At 67.7% G+C, this 21,188-nt stretch carries 19 protein-coding genes; 11 read left to right on the top strand and 8 right to left on the bottom strand.

Annotated elements, in window-relative coordinates; genetic code table 11:
* The first annotated feature begins 39 nt into the window (after nt 1-39).
* Both CBY09_RS21130 and CBY09_RS21125 read left to right on the top strand, forming a co-directional pair.
* Complete coding sequence (locus tag CBY09_RS21130; protein WP_094291548.1) at nt 40-1,596, top strand: benzoate-CoA ligase family protein; 1,557 nt, start codon at nt 40-42, stop codon at nt 1,594-1,596.
* Nucleotides 1,593-2,399 carry an alpha/beta fold hydrolase gene (locus tag CBY09_RS21125; protein ID WP_094291547.1) on the top strand — a complete coding sequence of 269 codons (807 nt, stop codon included), beginning with the start codon at nt 1,593-1,595 and terminating at the stop codon, nt 2,397-2,399. Before CBY09_RS21130 ends, CBY09_RS21125 begins: the two co-directional genes overlap by 4 nt.
* A gap of 37 nt (nt 2,400-2,436) precedes the next feature.
* Here the strand turns inward: CBY09_RS21125 and CBY09_RS21120 are convergent, their stop codons facing one another.
* Nucleotides 2,437-3,129 (bottom strand): Crp/Fnr family transcriptional regulator, encoded by a 693-nt coding sequence (locus tag CBY09_RS21120; protein WP_094291546.1) that lies wholly within the window; start codon nt 3,127-3,129, stop codon nt 2,437-2,439.
* Between the two features lie 280 nt (nt 3,130-3,409).
* Here CBY09_RS21120 and CBY09_RS21115 point away from each other — a divergent pair, with 280 nt between their 5' ends.
* From CBY09_RS21115 to CBY09_RS21105, 3 genes are read left to right on the top strand one after another with little or no spacing between them, the layout of a single operon-like run.
* Nucleotides 3,410-4,408 (top strand): Bug family tripartite tricarboxylate transporter substrate binding protein, encoded by a 999-nt coding sequence (locus CBY09_RS21115; RefSeq protein WP_094291703.1) that lies wholly within the window; start codon nt 3,410-3,412, stop codon nt 4,406-4,408.
* Nucleotides 4,409-4,428: 20 nt separating this feature from the next.
* On the top strand, nt 4,429-5,370 hold the full coding sequence (locus tag CBY09_RS21110) for a 3-hydroxyacyl-CoA dehydrogenase NAD-binding domain-containing protein (protein ID WP_094291545.1): 942 nt from the start codon (nt 4,429-4,431) through the stop codon (nt 5,368-5,370).
* Between the two features lie 39 nt (nt 5,371-5,409).
* Complete coding sequence (locus tag CBY09_RS21105) at nt 5,410-7,209, top strand: feruloyl-CoA synthase (RefSeq protein WP_094291544.1); 1,800 nt, start codon at nt 5,410-5,412, stop codon at nt 7,207-7,209.
* An 87-nt stretch (nt 7,210-7,296) separates the two neighbouring features.
* Here CBY09_RS21105 and CBY09_RS21100 read toward each other — a convergent pair whose 3' ends face one another.
* The gene (locus CBY09_RS21100) at nt 7,297-7,752 is read right to left on the bottom strand and encodes an HU family DNA-binding protein (protein ID WP_094291543.1); all 456 of its coding nucleotides are present in this window, start codon (nt 7,750-7,752) and stop codon (nt 7,297-7,299) included.
* A gap of 387 nt (nt 7,753-8,139) precedes the next feature.
* Between CBY09_RS21100 and CBY09_RS21095 the strand changes: the two genes are divergently transcribed.
* The gene (locus CBY09_RS21095; RefSeq protein WP_133066323.1) at nt 8,140-9,888 is read left to right on the top strand and encodes a diguanylate cyclase; all 1,749 of its coding nucleotides are present in this window, start codon (nt 8,140-8,142) and stop codon (nt 9,886-9,888) included.
* Between the two features lie 30 nt (nt 9,889-9,918).
* Here CBY09_RS21095 and CBY09_RS23920 read toward each other — a convergent pair whose 3' ends face one another.
* Both CBY09_RS23920 and CBY09_RS23915 read right to left on the bottom strand, forming a co-directional pair.
* Nucleotides 9,919-10,080, bottom strand: coding sequence for a hypothetical protein (locus tag CBY09_RS23920; protein WP_165773958.1), 162 nt, complete (start codon nt 10,078-10,080; stop codon nt 9,919-9,921).
* On the bottom strand, nt 10,055-10,198 hold the full coding sequence (locus CBY09_RS23915; protein WP_165773957.1) for a hypothetical protein: 144 nt from the start codon (nt 10,196-10,198) through the stop codon (nt 10,055-10,057). Before CBY09_RS23915 ends, CBY09_RS23920 begins: the two co-directional genes overlap by 26 nt.
* A 204-nt stretch (nt 10,199-10,402) precedes the next feature.
* Here CBY09_RS23915 and CBY09_RS21090 point away from each other — a divergent pair, with 204 nt between their 5' ends.
* Nucleotides 10,403-11,407 carry a M14 family zinc carboxypeptidase gene (locus CBY09_RS21090; RefSeq protein WP_094291541.1) on the top strand — a complete coding sequence of 335 codons (1,005 nt, stop codon included), beginning with the start codon at nt 10,403-10,405 and terminating at the stop codon, nt 11,405-11,407.
* Between the two features lie 16 nt (nt 11,408-11,423).
* Nucleotides 11,424-12,212, top strand: a complete 789-nt coding sequence (locus tag CBY09_RS21085) for an alpha/beta fold hydrolase (RefSeq protein ID WP_094291540.1) — start codon at nt 11,424-11,426, stop codon at nt 12,210-12,212.
* Here CBY09_RS21085 and CBY09_RS21080 read toward each other — a convergent pair.
* On the bottom strand, nt 12,199-13,539 hold the full coding sequence (locus CBY09_RS21080; RefSeq protein WP_094291539.1) for an SPOR domain-containing protein: 1,341 nt from the start codon (nt 13,537-13,539) through the stop codon (nt 12,199-12,201). The two genes, CBY09_RS21085 and CBY09_RS21080, sit on opposite strands and share 14 nt — an antisense overlap.
* A gap of 258 nt (nt 13,540-13,797) precedes the next feature.
* A complete protein-coding gene (locus CBY09_RS21075) occupies nt 13,798-14,805 on the bottom strand; it encodes a DUF533 domain-containing protein (RefSeq protein WP_094291538.1) in 1,008 nt (335 codons plus the stop codon).
* Between the two features lie 338 nt (nt 14,806-15,143).
* Between CBY09_RS21075 and CBY09_RS21070 the strand changes: the two genes are divergently transcribed.
* The 3 genes from CBY09_RS21070 to CBY09_RS21060 all read left to right on the top strand — a co-directional run bounded on the left by CBY09_RS21070 (nt 15,144) and on the right by CBY09_RS21060 (nt 17,925).
* Nucleotides 15,144-16,658 carry an AMP-binding protein gene (locus CBY09_RS21070; protein WP_094291537.1) on the top strand — a complete coding sequence of 505 codons (1,515 nt, stop codon included), beginning with the start codon at nt 15,144-15,146 and terminating at the stop codon, nt 16,656-16,658.
* 75 nt (nt 16,659-16,733) lie between these two features.
* Nucleotides 16,734-17,054, top strand: a complete 321-nt coding sequence (locus CBY09_RS24325; RefSeq protein ID WP_094291536.1) for a DUF4279 domain-containing protein — start codon at nt 16,734-16,736, stop codon at nt 17,052-17,054.
* Between the two features lie 223 nt (nt 17,055-17,277).
* Nucleotides 17,278-17,925, top strand: coding sequence for a DsbA family oxidoreductase (locus tag CBY09_RS21060; protein ID WP_094291535.1), 648 nt, complete (start codon nt 17,278-17,280; stop codon nt 17,923-17,925).
* A 121-nt stretch (nt 17,926-18,046) separates the two neighbouring features.
* On the opposite strand, the gene CBY09_RS21055 is transcribed toward CBY09_RS21060, so the two are convergent.
* Complete coding sequence (locus CBY09_RS21055) at nt 18,047-18,559, bottom strand: CreA family protein (RefSeq protein ID WP_094291534.1); 513 nt, start codon at nt 18,557-18,559, stop codon at nt 18,047-18,049.
* A complete protein-coding gene (cphA, locus tag CBY09_RS21050) occupies nt 18,556-21,135 on the bottom strand; it encodes a cyanophycin synthetase (RefSeq protein ID WP_094291533.1) in 2,580 nt (859 codons plus the stop codon). Before cphA ends, CBY09_RS21055 begins: the two co-directional genes overlap by 4 nt.
* Nucleotides 21,136-21,188 lie beyond the last annotated feature (53 nt).

Raw genomic sequence — 21,188 nt, 5'->3', positions numbered from 1 at the left:
CGCAGGCCCTTTCCCTGCAAGAACCTCGGAGACATCCCCATGACCCGCCTGCCAGAGCATTTCAACTTTGCGGAGCACCTGTTTGCGCTGAACCGCGCGCGCGGCGACCGCATGGCCTACATCGACGACCATGAAACCCTGAGCTATGGCGCCCTGGAGGACCGTGCGCGCCGCTTGGCGGCGGTGCTGGCGGGGGCCGGTGTGCGGCGCGAGGAGCGGGTGCTGCTGCTGATGCTCGACACCTGCGACTGGCCCGTGGCCTTTCTGGGCTGCCTGTACGCCGGTGTGCTGCCTGTGGCCGTCAACACCTTGCTCAAGCCGGAGGACTATGCCTACATGCTGTCCCACTGCCGCGCGCGGGCAGTGCTGGTGTCGGGGGCGTTGCTGCCTGTGCTGAACGACGCCATGCACCGACAGCCGAACGAGGTGGCCCTGCAGGTGGTGTCGCAGCCGCAGGGGCCGTTGCCCGGCGGTGCGCTGGACATGCGGGCTGCCATCACTGCTGCGGCGCCCCTGTCGGCGCCCGCTGCCACGGGGCCGGATGCGCCGGGTTTCTGGCTGTACTCATCAGGCTCCACAGGCAAGCCCAAAGGCACGGTCCACACCCACGGCAACCTGTGGTGGACGGCCGAGCTGTATGGCAAGCCGGTGCTGGGCCTCACCGAGCAGGACCGGTGCTTCTCGGCTGCCAAACTCTACTTTGCCTATGGCCTGGGCAACAGCCTCACCTTCCCCTTGTCGGTGGGGGCCACGGTGGTGCTGATGGCCGAACGCCCCACGCCCGATGCCACCTTCGAGCGCTGGACGCGGCACCAGCCCACCGTGTTCTTCGGGGCCCCCACGGGTTTTGCGGGCATGCTGGCCTCGCCCCGCCTGCCGCCACGCAGCGCGGTGTCACTGCGTATGTGTTCATCGGCGGGCGAGGCCCTGCCCGCCGAGATCGCGCAGCGCTTCAAGGCCCACTTTGGCTGCGACATCATCGACGGTATTGGATCCACCGAGATGCTGCACATCTTCCTGTCCAACCGTCCGGGGGATGTGCGCTACGGCACCACGGGCAAGCCCGTGCCAGGGTACGAGGTCTCGCTGCGTGGTGAAGACGGGCGCGAGGTGCCAGATGGCGAGATTGGCGACCTGTACATCCAGGGCCCCAGCGCAGCGCTGCTGTACTGGAACAACCGCGAGAAGACGCGCGAAACCTTCCAGGGCGCCTGGACCAAGAGCGGCGACAAGTATGTGCGCGATGCTGAGGGTTACTACACCTACGCCGGGCGCAGCGACGACATGCTCAAGGTCAGCGGCATTTATGTATCGCCTTTTGAGGTGGAGGCCACGCTGATGCAGCACCAGGCGGTGCTGGAGGCCGCCGTGATCGGTACGCAGGACGCCGATGGTCTGACCAAGACCAAAGCCTTCGTGGTGCTCAAGGAAGGGCAAGCGGCCACGCCAGACGACCTCAAGGCCTTTGTGAAGGAACGCCTGGCTCCCTACAAGTACCCACGCCTCATCGAGTTCGTACCCGAACTGCCCAAGACCGCGACGGGCAAGATCCAGCGCTTTCGGCTGCGCGAGCGCGAGCAGGGGCCGCAGCCATGACGGCCGTGGTGGATGCTCCGCGCAAGGCCTCTGTGGCCTGGCGGCAGCGCACGGTGGAGATGGAGTACGCGTGGATCGCGCCCGAGCGCAAGGCGGCCCCGCTGGTGGTGTTCCTCCATGAGGGTCTGGGATCGGTGGCGATGTGGAAGGACTTCCCGCAGCGGCTGTGCGAAACGGGAGGATTCCGGGGGCTGGTCTTCTCGCGCCCCGCCTATGGCCGGTCCACCCCGCGCGCGGAGGGCGAGGTGTGGGGCGTGGACTTCATGCACCAGCAGGCGCACGAGGTGATCCCCGCCTTTCTGGATGTGCTGGGTGTGCGGGAAGCGCCCTGGCTGTTCGGCCACAGCGACGGTGCCTCCATCGCGTTGCTGTTCGCTGCGCGGTGTCCGGAGCGCACACGCGGCCTGGTGCTGCTGGCCCCGCATATCTTTGTGGAAGGCGTGACGGTGGAGAACATCGAGCGTGCGAAGCATGCCTACCTGCATACCGACCTGGCGCAGAAGCTGGGCCGCTACCACGACGACCCCAACTCGGCCTTCTGGGGCTGGAACCGCATCTGGCTGGACCCTGCGTTCCGCGCCTGGAACATCGAGGCCGAGATCGCCGCCATCCGTGCGCCCGTGCTGGCCATCCAGGGGCTGGACGACGAGTACGGCACGCTGGCGCAGATACGCGGCATTGCGCAGCAGGTGCCTGGCACCCGGCTGCTGGAGCTGCCTGGATGTGCGCATTCGCCACACCGCGATCAGCCCGAGGCGGTGATTGCGGCCACCGTGGCCTTCATCGTGGGCTCCGATTTGTGACGCGCATCCCACGCTGCAGGCCGTTGTAGCGGCGCGGCTATTCCACCCGGCGGCGCAGGCCCTCCAGGTTGGTGACCGTGATGCCGCCGTATTCGATCTCCAGCAGGCCCGCAGCCTGCAGGCGCTTCAAGGCTGCATTGCAGCGCTGGCGCGACACCCCCGAAAGGTTGGCGATCTCCTCTTGCGAAACCTGCAGGTGCGGGTCGCTGCCCGGGTGCAGCCAGGGGTGGAACAGGCCCGCCAGTGCCCGCGCCACCTGGCTGTCGGTGTCCAGCAGGTGGTGGGCCGTGAAGTTGCCCAGGAACCAGTGCAGGCGTTCGTTGATCTGGCGCAGCAGAAAGTGGTCGAAACTGCGCTCGGTAGCATGCAGCCACTCGAAGGTCTCCACCGGCATCAGCGCAACGCGGCTGGGGCGCAGCGCAATGATGTCGGCCGTGCGCGGGCTGCCGCGCAGCAGGGTGCCTTCGCCAAACCAGCTGCCCGCCGACAGCCCGCCCAGCGTGACCGAGCGGCCGTCGCCCGAGGTCACCGTCCACTTGAGCAGGCCTTCGATGGCGCCGTACCAGTGCAGGGGGGTGTCGCCAAGTCGGCACAGTGCGCCTCCCTGGGGCACATCCACCTCGCGCAGCTCATCGCGCACACGCGCCTGCGCGCCGCTGTCCAGCTGCGGAAACCAGGCCGACGCTGCGAGCAGATCGTCCATGGTGGGGGGCGTCACTTTGACCAACATGGTGGGGCATTCTCCTGTGTGCTGCACCGTTCAAAAGGCAGACCCACGTATACCCTGAGTCCAAATGTCGTCGGGATGACTGAATGGGCGGGGTCGGGAAAAAATAATCTGCAGCACTGGCATTTTCCGTTACGCACCGTGATGACCCAACGCAAGGTCTTTGACACCACAGCCCTTGGCTCAGGGCGTGGCCTGTCGGCCGCCAGATCCGCGTTGGTGCACCACTGAGCCGCACCTCTTTTCATCGCCACAACAAACCACCCGCAGGAGACACAGGATGATGTACACACGCCGCCACTTCATGAACCAAATGGGCAGCGCAGCGGCGCTGGCAGCCCTGTCGCCCCTCGCTGCGCAGGCCCAGGCCCAGGCGCTGGATCAGGTCAAGGTCCTCTACGGATTTCCGGCGGGCAGTGCAGGGGACAGCGTGGCGCGCCGGGTGGGCGAGAAGCTGGCAGGCTCGCCCTACACGCGCAACCCTGCTGTGGTGGAGAACAAGCCCGGCGCAGGTGGACGCATTGCGCTGGAGTCGCTCAAGGGGGCTCCTGCGGACGGCTCTGTGCTTACGCTCTCGCCGTTCTCGTGTACATCGATCTATCCCCACATCTACAGCAAGCTGAGCTACGACCCCGTGAAGGACTTCGTGCCGGTGTCGATTGCTGCGGTGATGCACCATGGTCTGGCTGTGGGGCCGCTGGTGCCAGCGTCGGTCAAAACGGTGAAGGACTTCCTGGCCTGGGCCAAGGCCAATCCGGTGCTGGCCAACTACGGCTCGCCCGCAGCAGGCTCCACGCCGCACTTCATTGGCGCTCTGCTGGGGCTGAATAACGGGGTGGAACTCAAGCATGTGCCTTACCGGGGCTCCATCCCGGGCGTCACGGATGTGGTGGGTGGGCAGATCGCCTCCATGGTCACGCCCAGCGGCGATTTCATCCCCAACCACAAGGCCGGAAAACTGCGGCTGATTGCGACTTCGGGCCAGGCGCGCTCCCCGTTCTCACCCGAGGTGCCCACGTTTGCCGAGCAGGGCTTTCCAGAGCTCACGACCGAGGAATGGTTTGGCTTCTACGCCCCGGCCCGCACGCCCGCTGCCGTGGTGGCGGCCGCCAACGCGGCCATCAACGCTGCCATCAAGGAAAAGGCCGTCATCGACAGCCTGGCCGTGGTGGGGCTGATCGCCAAGGGTTCCACCCCCGGCGAGATGCAGGCATCGCAGCAAGCCGAGTTCGAGCGCTGGGGCCCGCTTGTCAAGAAGGTCGGCTTCACGGCTGAGTCTTGATCGCACGAGGAACCCATCGCATGGATCTGACTGTGAAGCGCGTGGCCGTGGTGGCCACCGGTGTCATCGGCGCGAGCTGGGCCGCGTACTTCTTGGCGCGTGGTCTGGACGTGGATGCCTGGGACCCGTCGCCAGGCGCGCAGGAGCGCCTGCGTGCGGCTGTGGCCGCGCACTGGGAGGCTTTGTCGCGCCAGGGGCTGGCGGACGGAGCCCACCTGGATCGCCTGCGTTGGCATGACCGGCTGGAGGACGCGCTGGCGCAGGCCGACTTTGTGCAGGAGAACGGGCCGGAGCGGCTGGACGCCAAGGTGGAGCTGTTTCGCCGCATGGATGCGGCAGCGCCTGCCCACGCGATCCTGGCATCCAGCACCTCGGGCCTGGCCATCAGCGACATCCAGCAAGCCTGCGCGCGGCCTGAGCGGGTGGTGCTGGGCCACCCGTTCAACCCGCCGCACCTGATTCCGCTGGTGGAGGTAGGCGGCGGCCAGCAAACGGAGCCCGAGGCTGTGGTGCAGGCGATGGCGTTCTACGCCCACATTGGCAAGCGCCCCATCCAGGTGCGGCGAGAGATCAAGGGGCACATTGCCAACCGCCTCCAAGCCGCGCTCTGGCGCGAAGCCTTTCATTTGGTGAACGAGGGCGTAGCCACCGTCAGCGACATCGACACCGCCATCGCCCAGGGCCCCGGCCTGCGGTGGGCGCTGATGGGGCCGTTCATGAATCTGCACCTGTCGGGCGGCGAGGGCGGCATTGCGCACCTGCTGGCCCACCTGGGCGGGCCCATCGAGGACTGGTGGCGCGACCTGGGGGCCCCGTCCATGGATGCGGCCCTGCAACACCAGGTGGTCGAAGGGGTGGCGCAGGCGTTGGGCACGCGGCAAGCCACTGAGCTGGCCCGCGCGCGCGATGCGCTGCTGATCGAGCTGCTGCGCGCCAAGCAATCGTCGGGTGCGCTGGACTGATGCGCCCTGCACACAGAAAAAATCCTCCGAGACAACACCATGCACCCTGCATTCCTTGACGACGAAGACCAGATCGCGCCGCCGCGCACGCTGCGCCGGTCCCTGGACGATGGCGCGTTCACGCTGCGCTCCCCCGAGGCCCTGCGCCCCTATGCCCGCTGTGTGGGCGAATGGCTGGAACGCTGGGCGCAGGAGACGCCCGACACGCTGGCCCTGGCCGAGCGCGATGCGGGCGTCGAGCAATGGCGCGGCCTGAGCTACGCACAACTGCGCCGCGAAGTGGGTGCGGTGGCCCAGTCGCTGCTGGACCTGAAGCTGCCCGCCGGGCGCCCCATTGCCATCCTGTCCGACAACGCGGTGGATCACGCGGTGCTCATGCTGGCGGCCATGCATGTGGGCATCACACCCTGCTCCATGTCCAGCGCCTACGCGCGCTCCCAGGACCCTAGCCGCTTGCACAGCATGCTGGCGGTGCTGGAGCCCAGCCTGGTCTACGCCTCCGATGCGCAGGTCTACGCGTCAGCGCTGGCCGGTTACGGCGGTGAGGTGGTGAAGGTCTTCAGCCGCCATGCCGACCGCTGTGCAGGCGCGCTGGCGTTTGAGCAGCTGCAGCGCGGGCAGGAGACACCTGCCGTGCGCGAGGCGTTTGAAGCGCTGGACGCCGATGGCCATGCCAAGTACCTGCTCACCTCCGGCTCCACCGGGCGGCCCAAGGTGGTCATCAACACCCACCGCATGCTGTGTGCCAACCAGCAGATGATGGCCCAAACTTGGCGCTTTCTGGCCCACGAAAAGCCGGTGCTGGTCGATTGGCTGCCCTGGAGCCATACCTTCGGTGGCAATCACAACCTGAACATGGTGCTGTGCCACGGTGGCACGCTCTACATTGACGAAGGCCGACCGGTGCCGGGGCTCATCGACAAAACCGTGCGCAACCTGCGCGACGTGCAGCCCACCATGCTCTTCAATGTGCCCCGGGGTTTCGACATGCTGCTGCCGTTTCTGGAGGCCGATGACGCCCTGGCCGCGCAGGTGCTGGCTCGTGTGCGTCTGGCCTTTTATGCGGCGGCCGCACTGGCCCCCTCCACCTGGCAGCGACTGGAGACGCTGGCCCACCGGGTGCGTCCGGCACGGCCCCTGTGGCTGACTACCTCGTGGGGTGCCACCGAAACCGCACCCGCCGTGACCACCGCCCACTGGCGCCTGGAGGGTGCGGGCTGCATTGGCGCGCCGCTGCCAGGGCTGGAACTCAAGCTGGTGCCCAACGGCGGCAAGCTGGAGATGCGGGTCAAAGGTGTTTCGGTGTTTGCGGGCTACCGCAACGCGCCCAGCGAAACCGTCGCTGCTTTCGACAGCGAGGGCTACTACCGCATTGGCGACGCAGGCTATCTGGCCGACGCCGACCGGCCCGAGCGGGGCGTGGTGTTCAACGGGCGCGTGGCCGAAGATTTCAAGCTGTCCAGCGGCAGCTGGGTGTCGGTGGGCACATTGCGGGTGGAGCTGGTGTCGCAGCTTGCGCCGCTGGTGCAGGACATCGTGCTCACGGGCCACAACCGCGACGAGGTGGGGATGCTGGTGTTCCCATCGGCAGCCGGTGTGGCCGATACGGGCAGGCTGGAAGCGGCCTTGCGCGCGCTGATGCATGCGCGGCGCAATGCGGGCGCGGGGTCTTCACAATGCCCCACACGGGCGCTGGTGATGCGGGAGCCGCCCGATGCTGACGCGGGGGAAATCACCGACAAGGGCTATATCAACCAGGGGGCTGTGTTGTCACGCCGCGCAGCAGCGGTGGCTGCGCTCTACGCCGAACCCGCTGCTGCGGGTGTGATCACCGGCTGACTGTCCGGGGAGAGGGGCGGGGGAGGCGTGCATGGGGCAGGGCCCATGCACGCAGGCCGGTACGGCCTGCAAGAACCAAAGGCCTTATCAGGCCGTTGCGTCCTTGAGCTTCTTCAGCGCGCGGGTCTTGATCTTGACCGATGCGGGCTTGGCGGGGAACCAGCGCTCTTCACCGGTGAAGGGGTCCTTGCCGAAGCGCTTCTTCTTGGCAGGCACTTGCTGCAGGCCGATCTTCAGCACGCCGGGCAGCGTGAATTCGCCAGAGCCCTTCTTGTGCACGGAGCCCAGGATGGCGGCTTCGAGGGCTGCCAGCACGGCCTTGGCGGCCTTGGGTTCCACGCCCGATTGCTCGGCCAGATGGGCTACCAGCGTGGTCTTGTTGAAAGCCGTCTTGATGGGCTTGAGCGCTGCGGGGGCCGCTGCTGCAGGCTTGGCAGCGGGGGCTGCGGCCTTCTTGGCGGGAGCAGCCTTTTTGGCTGCGGGTGCTGCGGCCTTGACGGCGGCTTTCTTTGCGGGTGCTGGAGCTTTCTTTGCAGTTGCCATGATTGTTTCTTCGTTGGTTTGGATTGCGATCGGCCCTCTCCGATTTGTCGAGAGCCTGCGTGATTTTAGGTGCGAGAACGCCCAGACCGATAGAGGGCATGTCCTGCCGGTGTCTGAGGCTTCTGCATGGCCCTGTGCCGAGGGGCATGGTGTGGGCCGCACTGGGGGTTTGGGGGGCAGTGCCGAGGTGTGTTGAACGCACACAAGCAGATGCCTCGGAGCGCCTGGTGGCCCGGGCCACAGCAGTCCACGGCCGCCCGGGAAAGGTCTGCCAGACCAGCCTTCATACAATCCCGGCAGGCCGCAGCGCGCAGGGGCGGCCTTTCCTGTGCTGCCTGGTGCAGCTTTCCTTTTCTGGTGTGGTGCCCGCAAAGCGCTTGTTTGTTCATGCAACTCAGTCGAATGCTCCACCTGCTGGGGGCCCTGGTTCTGGTGGCCACGATGGTGCTGGTGGGGCGCCTGGCCACCACCGAATGGCAATCGGTGCACAAGGCGTCGGAAAGTTTGCGCTTGCTGGAGCAGCTGCGACGCGGGCTGGTGGCGGTGGAGATGGTGTCGCGCGAACGTGGGCCCACCAACGGTGCGCTGGGCGATGCCTTGCCCATGGCGCAGCAGCGCGCCCAGGCGTTGCAGGAGGCGCGGGCGCGTACCGACCAGGCGTTCGAGGCCCTGCGGCAGGCCGTGGCGGCCGCACCCCGTTCTACCGCCGACGGCATCCATCTGGTGCAAAGCCTTCAGACCGCGCGCAGCGCGCTGGTACAGGCCCGCGCAGATGTGGACCAGGTGCTGGCGCTGCCGCAAGCGCAGCGCTCGGCCGAGGCCATCCGCGACGCTGTGCAGGGCATGGTGGCCGTGGTGCCCCTGCTGTCGCCGGTGACCAACCCACTGGCCAGTGCCGCCCAGCACGCCTACCCCGCGCTGGGCGACGATGTGCAGGGCGCGCGCCTGGCCGCAGCGCTGCGCGAATACGCAGGCCTGCTGGGCTCCCACTTCACGGCGGCCTTGGTCAAGGCGCAGCCGTTTTCTGCGGCCGAGCGCCGAGCCATTGACGAGACGCGGGGGCGCATTGCGCAGTTGCGCACGCTGGTAGAGCTGCGGCTGCAGCTGCCGGATGAGGCCCAAGCGGTGTCGCAGGCGTGGAGCACGGTGGAGGCGAGGTACTTTGGCGTGGCGCAGGCGCTGCTGGGCCAGGTGCTGGCGCAGGGCGATGGGGAGGGCCACTACGGCCTGTCGGCCGCCGAGTTCGCGGCCCTGTATGTGCCCGAGATGAACCCCATCCTGGCGCTGCGCGATGCGCTGCTGGCCCAGGCCCGCGACCGCGCGCAGCAGGAACACCAGCGCGCGCTGCGGGTGCTGGTCTGGGCGCTGGCGGGCTCCGGGGCGCTGCTGCTGGTGCTGGGCGGTGCGCTGTATGTGATCCAGCACCGCGTGCTGCAGCCCTTGGCCAAGACCACGCGGGCCCTGAAAGCGCTGGCCAACAACGACCTGCAGGCGCCTTTGCCCGTCCCCCTGGCCGACGACGAGATGTCGGCGGTCATCGGTGCGGTGCGCGCGCTGCAGGGCCAGACCCGCCGGCGCCAGGACCTGGAGCGCGAGCGCGACCTGCTCATCGAGCAGCTCAGGGAGCAGTCCGAAACCGACTACCTCACGGGCCTGCCCAACCGCCGTGCCTTCATCACCCAGGCGCGCACCGCCCTGGCGCAAGCCACGCGCTACGGCGTTGACATGGCTGTGCTGGTGCTGGATGTGGACTGGTTCAAGCAGCTCAACGACAGCCTGGGCCACGCTGCGGGCGACAAGGCGCTGCTGGCGGTGGCCGATGTGGTGCGCGCCGAACTGCGCGAGGGCGATCTGGCGGCGCGTTTTGGGGGCGAGGAGTTTGTGCTGCTGCTCAGCCACTGCAACCGGGAGCAGGGCCTGCAGTTTGCCAATCGCCTGCGTGAGAAGGTGGCCGCAGCGCAGGTGATGGGCGTGGCCGACCCCGAGGTGCGCGTGACGGTGAGCCTGGGGATTGCGGACTCGGCCCACGGGGGGTGGGGTCTGGATGCCCTGCTGTCCGCTGCCGATGCGGCGATGTACCAGGCCAAGAATGCGGGGCGTAACCGGGCCGTGGCCGCTTCAGTGTCGCCAGACTGAGCGCCTTGCCAGGCTTTCTGCCTGGCCTGCTCAGTGGTGGTGGATGGCGGCCTGCTGCCGCTGGCGCCACTGCTGATAGCGCGAGCGCTGCAGCGCCAGCAGCTCCACCAGCCCCCAGGCCAGGGCGCACACCAGCATGCCCCGGCCCACGGCCCAGCGATAGGCCTCAGTCCTGCGCAGCGGCCGGTGCATCGTCAAAGGCTCCGTCGCACGCCCATTCGTGGGTGCGGGGCAGGTCAAAGCTCAGCCAGCCCCCTTCATCGAACAGCTGATCCAGCAGCCGCTGCAATCCGAGCAATTTCCAGAGCATGGTGCGCCTCTTTCGTAGGGAGGTTGAAGGAAGACCGTGGCGATCTGCCGGGCAAGTTACCGCCGTTGTGTGACGGTTTTGCGTCGGTTCGCATGAACCCAACAGCGGCCCCGCCGCGCGCCTGTTTGCCCACCCGGGCGTGCTGGCGGGCGCTATCCTCTTGCGGTGAGTCCTTGCCATCCCTTCTGAAAAACCCCTCAGCACATGCTGCCCGAGCTTCTGGCACTGGAAAAAATCCTGGAGCAGGGCGCGCCCCATCTCGATGTGCAGGTGGTGCGGCAGGTGCAGGTGGCCACCGGCGAGCGGTTTCCGGTCTACACCGTTGGTGTGGGCAACCCGGCACTGGATGTGCCTGCGGTGGGCTTTTTTGGCGGCGTGCACGGGCTGGAGCGCATCGGGGCCGAGGTGGTCATCGCCTACCTGCAGAACGTGGTCATGCGCCTTCAATGGGACACCACCCTGCACCGGCAGCTGGAGCAGGTGCGCCTGGTCTTCATGCCCATCGTCAACCCGGGCGGCATGTGGTCGGCCACGCGGGCCAACCCGCGCGGCGTGGACCTGATGCGCAACGCCCCGGTGGACGCCGTGGACCGCGTGCCGCTGTGGGTGGGTGGGCAGCGGGTGAGCGCGGGCCTGCCCTGGTACCGGGGGCGCCTGGGCGACCCCATGGAGGCCGAGAGCCAGGCGCTGTGCGAGGTGGCCACGGCTCAGCTGCTGGCGCGGCCCTTCAGCATGGCGCTGGACTGCCACTCGGGCTTTGGCGTGAAGGACCGGCTGTGGTTTCCGTTTGCGCACACGCGCAAACCCATTGCGCACCTGGCCGAGCTGCATGCGCTGCAAGAGATCTTTTTGCAGGCTCACAGCCACCACCAGTACATCATCGAACCGCAAAGCACGCAGTACCTGGCGCATGGCGACCTGTGGGACCACCTGTACCTGCAAGCCTGCCAGACCCTGCCCACGCACACCTTCCTGCCGCTCACGCTGGAGATGGGCTCGTGGCTGTGGATCAAGAAGAACCCCCGCCAGCTGTTCTCGCGCAACGGCATCTTCAACCCGCTCATCAACCACCGCCAGCAGCGCGTGCTACGGCGGCACCTGTCGCTGCTCGACTTTCTGGCGCGTGCGGCCTGCAGCCATGCACGCTGGGTGCCCGCGCCCGATCAGCGCGCACAACGCCGCGCCGACGCGCTCGCGGCCTGGTACTGAAACGGAGCGCTGCACTATGCGCCAATGGATCCTGCTGCGCGGTCTGACCCGCGAAACCGCCCACTGGGGCGGGCTGGTGGCCGACCTCCAGCAGGCGCTGCCCGGCGATGCCGTGCTGGCCGTGGACCTGCCCGGCAACGGCTGCTGGCACCACAGGCCCTCGCCCACCACGGTGCAGGGCATGGTGCAGGCCTGCCGCGCCGATCTGGCGGCACGCGGGCTGGTGCCGCCTTACCACCTGCTGGCCATGTCGCTGGGCGCCATGGTGGCGGTGGAGTGGGCGCAGGGGGCGCCGGAGGAGATCGCGAGTGGCGTGCTGGTCAACACCAGCCTGCGGCCGTTCAGCCCGTTCTACCACCGGCTGCGCCCGCAGAACTACGGCGCCCTGCTGCGCCTGGTGCTGTTGGCCCGCCCGGCCGAAGCGGTGGAGCAGCAGGTGCTGGCGATGACCAGCAACCTGGCCGCAGCGCGCGCCCCGGTGTTGGCGCACTGGGCCACCGTGCGCAGGCAGCGGCCGGTGTCGGGCCGCAACGCGCTGCGCCAATTGCTGGCCGCCGCGCGCTACCGGGCTCCGGCCACCGCACCGCTGCCCCCCTTGCTGCTGCTGGCCAGCCGCCATGACCAGCTGGTGGCCAGCGCGTGTTCGCAAGCGCTGGCCGCTGCGTGGAACCTGCCGCTGGTCATGCACCCCTTTGCAGGCCACGACCTGCCGCTGGACGACCCGGCCTGGGTGGTGGAGCAGGTGCGGCAGTGGGCAACACGTGGGCCGCACCCCTCGGGCAGCGCGCCGGTTACGGCTGCTTGAACACCACGGCTTCCAGGGCCATGGCGCGGATGCTTTCTGCCGCCGCATCGGCCTGCGCGCGCGTGTCGTAGGGGCCCACGCGCACACGGATGCGCCGCCCCTTGGCGCCGTCCAGCTCCTGGCGGAAGGCGGGCAGGCCCTCGTTGAGTAGCCGCGCTTGGGCCTTGCGCGCATTGGCCTCTTCGGCAAACAGGCCCACGTTGATGTAGTAGCCCGCTGCTGTGCCCACGGTGGGCAGCGGTTTGTCGGCAGCGGCAGCGGCCGGTGCCGACGCAGGTGCCTTGGGCTTGGTGGCGGCACTGGCGCGGCTGGCGGCGGCCTCGCGCCGGGGGGCGGGCGTGCTGGCGGCCGAGGCTGTCGGGCTGGTGGTGGCCGATGCGCTGGTGGATGCGGCGGGTGCGGCCGTCTTGGCTGGTGCGGGGGCCGACGCGGCTGCCTTGCTGGAAGGGGCTGAAGCAGGCCGTGCTGACGGGGCGGGCTCGGCCGGTGGCGGTGCCACCGTGGCGGGCGGTGCTGCCGGTGCCGAGGCCTTGGGGGCTGCGGATGCCTTGGCTGGGGGGGCTGCTGGTTCTGGTGCCGATGCGGGGGCGGGTCGCGACTCGGCAACCGGGGTCGGTTCGGGCGCCACTGTGGGCATGGGTGCTGCCGTGGATGTGGCCTGGGCCGACGCCGCTGGTGTGGTGGCCGATGCGGCCGTGGCCGCTGCGGTGGCCTGCGCCACGGTCACGGCGGGCTCCAGCGCCAGGGGCTTGGTGTCTGAAGGCGACCAGACCAGGTAGGCGATCAATGCGGCCACGCCCAGTACCACGTTGGCCAGCACCACCATCTGCAGGCGCTTGCGCGAGCTGGCCTGCTTCTCCAGCAGCGCGCAGGCCTCGGGCACAGTGCGCGATGCGGCCAGCGCGCGGGCGATGCGCTTGCGGATGTCGGCATACAAAATGGCATTGCCATACAGCCCCGGCACCGCAAAGGCCAGCACCGCAAACGCGCCCAGCACGCCCAGCTCCACACCCGGCGGCCAGTTCAGAAAAGACCGGCCAATGCCAAACACGATCAGCGCCAGCCCCTCGGCCGCCGCCACGTAGACCAGTGCGGCGCTCCAGAGCTGGCGGAACACCATCCAGTTCAGCGTGGCCAGGCAGGCGGCCCAGTTCCAGGTGGTGGTCGTGCGGCCGGTGCTGTCAAAACGCTCGAAGACGGCCAGGTAGTAGTCGGTGTTGACGGGCCCCAGCGCCAGGCGGGACAGCGCGGTCATGGCGTTGTCGGACGGGGAGTCGAGCGACATGGCCGGAATGATGGAGGCGACAGGGTCCGTGTGGTCGAGCATGGGCCGATTCTGTCACGCACCGCCGCGCACGCCACCGGTGTTGGGTGCAAGTCGCCCCGCTGTTGCGGCCCCGCCGCACAGGGGCCCCGCCGCCGCGCGCCGACCGCGCCCGCCGCCCGGCAGGTGCGGTGGGCGTGTGGCCGGGGCTTCTATCCCGTTTCAGCGCTGGAATGTTGAAAAAATAGGCCGTTTCCGCGCATCCAGTATCGATTGTTTGCTATCAAAAATACAGTATTGAAGCCACGCGCACGGCCCCGCTCAGCCGCCCCGCACCATGGCCATGACCTTGGCCGCGTCCAGCGTGGCGGCCTTCTGCTGGATCTGCGGCAGGTACTGCGACTGCATCTGCTTGGCGGGCCCCAGCAGGTTCTGGAAGGTGTCGCGCAGCATGGCCGTGCTCATCACGCGGCCCCCGGCGTAGTAGCGCTTGGCCACCTGGCCCAGCGCATAGGTGGTGGCAAACGAAAACGCCATGCCCGTGGCCGCACTGCCCAGCCCGCCAATCGTCCGGCCCGCCGCCTTGCCCAGCAGGCCGCCCAGCAGCTTGCGGCCAAACTGCTCCAGGTACTGCGATGTCATGCCCACCCCGGCAGCGGCGATGAACTCCTTGATATGGCCCTGGTCCAGCTCCACCCCATGCGCCTTGCCAATGCCGTACACCATCTTCACCTGCAGCGGAATGATGGCCATGGACGCCCAGGACTGGGGCAGCAGCTCCAGCGCGCCGTTGAGCAGCGCGTAGTTGAGGATGGACTTGTCCAGCTCGGCATCGGCCGGGCCGGGGGGCGTTGTCGTGGCCTGGGTGGCTGCAGGGGTTGGTGCCGCAGCGGCGTAGGCTGCAGCGCCCGCCGCCCCCCAGGGCGTGGCCGAGGGGGCGGATTTTTCCACCACATCCACCAGCGCATCGGCATCGTGCTCAAACGCCGCCGTCTGCTGCGCACCCAGCTGCAGCGCGGCCTTCAGCGCGGCCAGAAACTGCGCCTCTGCCGCCGTCTGCCGCCCATCCACATCGCACACGCACACGGCCATCTCATAGGCCAGCTGGCGGTGGGCCGGGTCGCTCAGCGCAGCGGCGGCGGCCTGCACGCTGGTGCGCTTGAGCAGCACATCCTGGTAGATGCGCGGCAGGTCGGCCATGCCGCTGTCGCCCGCGAGCGACTGGGCGATGCGGCGGATTTCCTCGCGCTCGGCATCGTCCTTGGTGCCGTCTGCAAAAGCGGCTAGCAAGGCAATGGTGAGGATCGATTTTTGCTGTTCGATGTTCATGCGGTGCGGGCCCGGTACTAAATGGAAGAAGCGATTCCGCAGAGTGCGCAACGGCGGCGCAGGGCTGCGGGGCTGGGGTTCAGATGCAGTCTAGGCCGCAGGCTTTCAACGCCACAGCGTGTGGGGAATTGCCGGAATCTGGTAACCCTCTGTATCGCGCTCCGCCTGTGGGTCAGGCCGATGCGGGTTTCTCCTTGCGTAGTTGATCGACTGTGCGGCGTTGCCGGGTTTGCCGGGTTTGCATACAGTGGGTGCCTCATTGCAACAAGGAGACACGGCATGCGGCTGGCGGCGACAGGGATGGGTGCGGGCAACTTTGCCCCGATGGGGGACACACGATGAACATCGCCCACCTGCTACGCCGCAGCGCGCAGCTCTATCCCGACCAGCCCGCCGTGCTGCACGGCGACCAGCTTCTGTTTACCTACCGGGCGCTGGGCACCCGCACCGCCGCGCTGGCCGCCTGCCTGCGCGAGCACCACGGCGTGCTGCCCGGCGACCGCGTGGCCATCTATGCCGCCAATGCGCCGGAGTATGTGGAGGCGCTGCACGCTGTTCTGTGGGCGGGCGCCGTGTCAGTGCCCGTCAACTACAAGCTGCATGCCAAGGAGCTGGCCTATGTGCTGGCCGACTCGGGCGCACGCGTGGTGCTGGTGTCTGAGGCCTTGTTGGCCGCCGCACACGAGGCCGGTGCCGACCCCGCCCACACGCTGGTGCTGGGCTCCGAGGCCTACCAGGCCGCCGTGTCGCACGCCCCCATGCCCGTGTGCGACCGCGCGCCGGACGACCTAGCCTCGCTGTTCTACACCTCGGGCACCACCGGCCGCCCCAAGGGTGTGATGCAGACCCACCGCAACCTGCTGGCCATGACGGCCTGCTACTTCACCGATGTGGACGACGTGCTGCCTGGCGACGCCATGGTCTACGCCGCGCCCATGTCGCACGGCGCGGGCCTGTACAACTACGCCCAGGTGCTGCGCGGCGAGCGGCATGTGGTGCCGCGGTCGGGCGGCTTCGAGCCTGCCGAGCTGGTACAGCTCGCGGCCAGCGTGGGCCAGCTCACGCTGTTTGCCGCGCCCACCATGGTGCACCGCCTGGTGGACCATGTGCGCGCCACGGGCGCCGATGTGAGCGGCTTCAAGACCATCGTCTACGGCGGCGGCCCCATGTACGCCGACGACCTGCGCAACGCCCTGGCCGTGATGGGCAACCGCTTTGCACAAATCTACGGCCAGGGCGAAAGCCCCATGACCATCACCGCCCTGCAGCGCGCCCAGCTGGCCGACCGCAACCACCCCCGCTGGGCCGAGCGCATGGTATCTGTCGGTGTGGCGCAGTCGCTGGTGGAAGTGCGTGTGGTCGATGCCACAGGCCAGCCCCTGCCCCCGGGCGAGACCGGCGAGGTGGTGGTGCGCGGCGATACCGTGATGCCCGGCTACTGGAACAACCCCGAAGCCACGGTGCAGACGCTGCGCGATGGTTGGCTCTGCACCGGCGACATGGGTGCGCTGGATGTCGATGGTTTTCTCACGCTCAAGGACCGCTCCAAGGACGTGATCATCTCCGGCGGCAGCAACATCTACCCGCGTGAGGTGGAAGAGGTGCTGCTGCTCCATCCCCAGGTGCACGAGGTCGCCGTGGTGGGCCAGCGCGATGCGGAGTGGGGCGAGGTGGTGGTGGCCTACCTGGTGGCAGGTGAGGGTGGCGCGGTGGAGGATGCGGCGTTGGATGCCCTGTGCCTGGAACACATTGCGCGGTTCAAGCGGCCCAAGGAATACCGGTGGGTGGAGGGGTTGCCGAAGAACAGCTATGGGAAGGTGCTGAAGACGGAGTTGCGGGGGATGCGGGCGTGACGTCTAAACTGGCATGCTCTTTTTACTAGGGGGCGGACATTGAGAATGCAGACCTCCTCACTCGATACCTAGAAGATGCAGAACTGCACAGAGCTAGTCTTTTGCCGTGACACAGTTGACCCTGACTTTGTCACTTCCACGCTTGGCCTTAGGCCAACGCAGAGCTACAAAGTAGGCGATGTCGTTGACATTGGTGGCATAGAGCGACCATCTGCAGTAGGCATGTGGAAGTTGCGGCTGGATGATTTCCACACCGCTGAATCCATTGAAGAACAAGTCGTCCGATGGTTGGCGCTGCTCAACACAAAGAGTGAGCGTATGAATTATCTAAGGCAGCTTGGATATTCGCCGTATCTTGATTGCAGAGCGGAGAAAGGCTCTCTTTCACTGTGTTGATCCTGCGGTACTTACCGGATTGGGAGCTTTGGGCATCGCGCTCAGCGTGTGGCTCTACGAGGCTTCTGTTACGGAGTCAGGACTCAATGGTTGATCGCAATGGGGAAAATTGAACTTCAACACTGGGCCCAAATCCCCCATTCGCTGCGCCAGTAAACCCGCCACCCCCACGGTTACCCCACCCCTCATACCATCCCCCTCTTTGCCCGCAGGAACTCCTCCCATGCCCGCCACCCTCAAAATCGATTTCGTCTCCGATGTTTCCTGCCCCTGGTGCATCATCGGCCTCAACGCGCTTGAGCAAGCAGCGGATCGGTTGAAGGGCGAAGTCGCGCTGGACCTGCACTTTCAGCCGTTCGAGCTGAACCCGCAGATGGCGCCCGAGGGCCAGGACATTGGCGAGCACCTGCAAGAAAAGTACGGCGCCACGCCCGAGCAGAGCCAGAAGAACCGCGAGGCCATCGCGGCGCGCGGGGCGGCGCTGGGGTTCACCTTCAGCATGGACAAGCGCAGCCGCATCTACAACACCTTCGATGCGCACCGGCTGCTGCACTGGGCCGAAGAAAAGGGTCTGCAGCCCGCGCTGAAGAAGGCGCTGTTCAAGGCGTATTTCACCGACGGGCAGGACCCGAGCAACTACGAGGTGCTGGTGCGGGTGGCGGGCGAGGTGGGGCTGGATGTGGCCGAAGCGCGTGCGCTGCTGGCCTCCGACCGCTACGCCGACGAGGTGCGTGAGCGCGAGCAGTTCTATCTGCAAAACGGCATTCACTCGGTGCCCGCGATCATCATCAACGAGCGCCACCTGATCCAGGGTGGGCAGCCGGTGGAGGTGTTTGAGCAGGCGCTGCGGCAGATTGCGGCGCAGGGCTGATGCTATATATTTGATAGCTTTTTGGGTGTGATGGACGCGCGGTAGGGGCTTTTTTTGCTCATAAAAAAGGGGCCGATGGCCCCTTGTTTGATAGCGAGTCCTGCCCCCGCCCCGCGTTGCCTTACTTGCGCAGCGGGATGGCCGTGGCGCGGTCCACCGGCACGGCGGTCACGCTGTTCTGTGGCGAACCGTCGATGAGCTTTTCGGAGTAGGTCAGGTAGACCAGCGTGTTGCGCGGCGCGTCCACCATGCGCACGATGCGCAGGCGCTTGAAGAGGATGGACATGCGTTCGCTGAACACTTCTTCCTGCTGCTTGAGCGGCGCAGGAACGTGGATGGGGCCGACCTGTCGGCAGGCGATCGACGCCTCGGCGCGGTCTTCGGCCAGGCCCAGCGTGCCCTTGATGCCACCCACGCGGGCGCGCGAGACGTAGCATGTCACACCCTGCACGGCAGGGTCGTCGTAGGCCTCGACGATGATGTCGTGGTCGCGGCCGATCCACTGGAAGGCGGTGTCCACCGTGCCGATTTTTTCGCCGGACGCTGCTTGTGCCGTGCCAGTCACACCCACCCAGGCGGCGCCAGTGGCCAGGGCCAGCAGCGCCGAGGTGACGGCTTGCTTGAGGGTTGTCATGCGGAGGCCCCGGCTTCGGTGCAGCGCTGGGCCAGATGGGCCAGGGCTTCTTCGACCTGGTCCACCAGCACCAGGCACAGGTCGCCGGGCTGCAGGCGGGCCAGCGCGGTGTCGATGGCGATGAATTCGCCACGGATTTCTTCGATGTGTTTGGTGCGCGATGCGCCGGCCAGGCCTTCGCGCAGCAGGGCCATCACCTCGCCGTCGGCACGGCCGCGCTGGGCGGCGTCCTGGTACAGGATCACGTCGTCAAACGCGGCGCCCAGGATCACGGTCTGGTCGCGGATGTCTTCGTCGCGGCGGTCGCCCGCGCCGCTGATCACCACGCTGCGGCGGTTGCCGGGCAGGGCGTCCACGGCCTGCACCAGGGCGCGCATGGCGTCGGGGTTGTGGCCGTAGTCGGCGATCACGGTGGCGCCCCGGTAGTCCATGATGTTGAAGCGGCCGGGTGCGTTGTCGCTGTCGTTCACAAAGCCCGACAGGCCCCGGCGGATGGTCTGCCAGGGCATGCCCACGCCCCAGGCGGCGGCCACGGCAGCCATGACGTTCTCGACCTGGAAGCCGATCTTGCCGTTGCGGGTGATGGGCACATCGCGCAGGTGGATGGTCTCGCGCCACGAACCTTCCGAGGCCACGATAGACTCGCCATCCACGTACACCGTGCGGTGGCCCTGGGCGCGGTGCGTGACCATCACGGGGTGGTGGCGGTCGCTCGCAAAGTAGATCACCTTGCCGGGGCAGGCCGAGGCCATGGCGGCCACGATGGGGTCGGCGGCATTGAGCACGGCGTAGCCCGTGGGGGCCACGTTCTGCACGATCACCCGCTTGAGCACGGCCAGGTCTTCCACCGTGGTGATGTAGTTCAGGCCCAGGTGGTCGCCCGCGCCGATGTTGGTGACCACGGCCACCTGGCAGCGGTCGAAGCCCAGGCCCTCGCGCAGGATGCCGCCACGGGCGGTCTCGAACACGGCGGCGTCCACCTCGGGGTGCAGCAGCACGTTGCGGGCGCTCTTGGGGCCGCTGCAGTCGCCGCTGTCGATCTGGCGGCCGTTCACGTACACGCCGTCGGTGTTGGTCATGCCCACACGCAGGCCCTGGGCGGTGAACAGGTGCGCCATCAGGCGGGCGGTGGTGGTCTTGCCGTTGGTGCCAGTCACGGCCACGGTGGGGATGCGGCCGTCGTCGCCATGGGCAAAGAGCTTGTCCACCATGGCCGCACCCACGTTGCGGGGCTTGCCATAGCTGGGCGCGAGGTGCATGCGCAGGCCGGGGGCGGCGTTCACTTCGACAAAGCCGCCGCCTTGTTCTTCGAGCGGGCGCAGCACGGTCTCGGCCACCATGTCCACGCCGCAGATGTGCAGGCCCACCATCTGGGCAGCCGCCACGGCGCGGGCGGCCACTTCGGGGTGCACGTCGTCGGTCACGTCGGTGGCGGTGCCGCCGGTGGACAGGTTGGCGTTGTTGCGCAGGATGACGCGCTGGCCTTTCTCGGGCACCGAGTCGGGCGTGAGGCCTTGCATTGCCAGGCGGGCCACGGCGATGTCATCAAGGCGGATCTTGGTGAGCGAGGTGGCGTGGCCTTCGCCACGGCGGGGGTCCTGGTTGACCACCTCCACCAGCTGGCGCACGGTGTGTTCGCCGTCGCCCAGCACCTGGGGCGGCTCGCGGCGTGCAGCAGCCACCAGCTGGTCGCCCACCACCAGCAGGCGGAAGTCGTGGCCGGGCAAGAAGCGCTCGACCATCACGGTGCCGTAGTCGGCGGCGTTCTTGTAGGCCTCTTCGAGCTGGGCGCGGTCGGTGATGTTGACGGTGACACCCTTGCCCTGGTTGCCGTCTTGCGGCTTGACCACCACGGGCAGGCCGACCTTGAGGGCGACTTCCCAGGCTTCGTCCACGCTCTCGACGGGCTTGCCCAGGGGCACGGGCACACCGGCGGCGTGCAGCAGGCGCTTGGTCAGGTCCTTGTCCTGGCCGATGGATTCGGCCACGGCGCTGGTCGAATCGACCTCGGCGGCCTGGATGCGGCGCTGCTTGGAGCCCCAGCCAAACTGCACCATGCTGCCGCGCGTGAGGCGGCGGTAGGGGATGCCCCGGGCCACGGCGGCTTCGACGATGGAGCCGGTGCTGGGGCCCAGGCGCTCGTCTTCGTCCAGCTCGCGCAGCTCGGCGATCACGGCGTTGGCATCAAAGCTGCCATTGCCCAGCGCGGCTTCGATGAGCTGCTGCGCGTATTCAAACGCCTTGCGGCCCACGGCCTCTTCGCTGTATTCGACGACCACCTGGTACACGCCCACATCGCTGGTGGCGGTGGTGCGCGCAAAGGTCACCGGGCAGCCTGCCTGGGCCTGCAGGGCAAGCGCAGCGGTTTGCAGCACATGGGCCAGCGAGACATCGCCGCCACCGGTTTCGGGGTGCAGCGCGCCAATGGCGGGGAACAGGGCGCGCAGGCGGGCCTCAAACCCGGCCATCTGGCCCACGGCACGCTCGGTTTCCGAACAGGCCACCACGGCTTCGATGGCCATGTGGCGGCTCCAGAGGTTGGGGCCACGCAGGGCCCGGGTGCGGGATACATCCATGGGATTTCTTTCAGTAGTCGTCGGGGCTCGCGGGCCGCGTTCCAGTCGAATGC

This window comes from Acidovorax kalamii (genome assembly GCF_002245625.1).
In the GTDB taxonomy this organism is placed as follows: domain Bacteria; phylum Pseudomonadota; class Gammaproteobacteria; order Burkholderiales; family Burkholderiaceae_C; genus Acidovorax; species Acidovorax kalamii.
The sequence above is the reverse complement of the archived record's forward strand: the minus strand, read 5'-3'. Positions and strand labels throughout refer to the sequence as shown.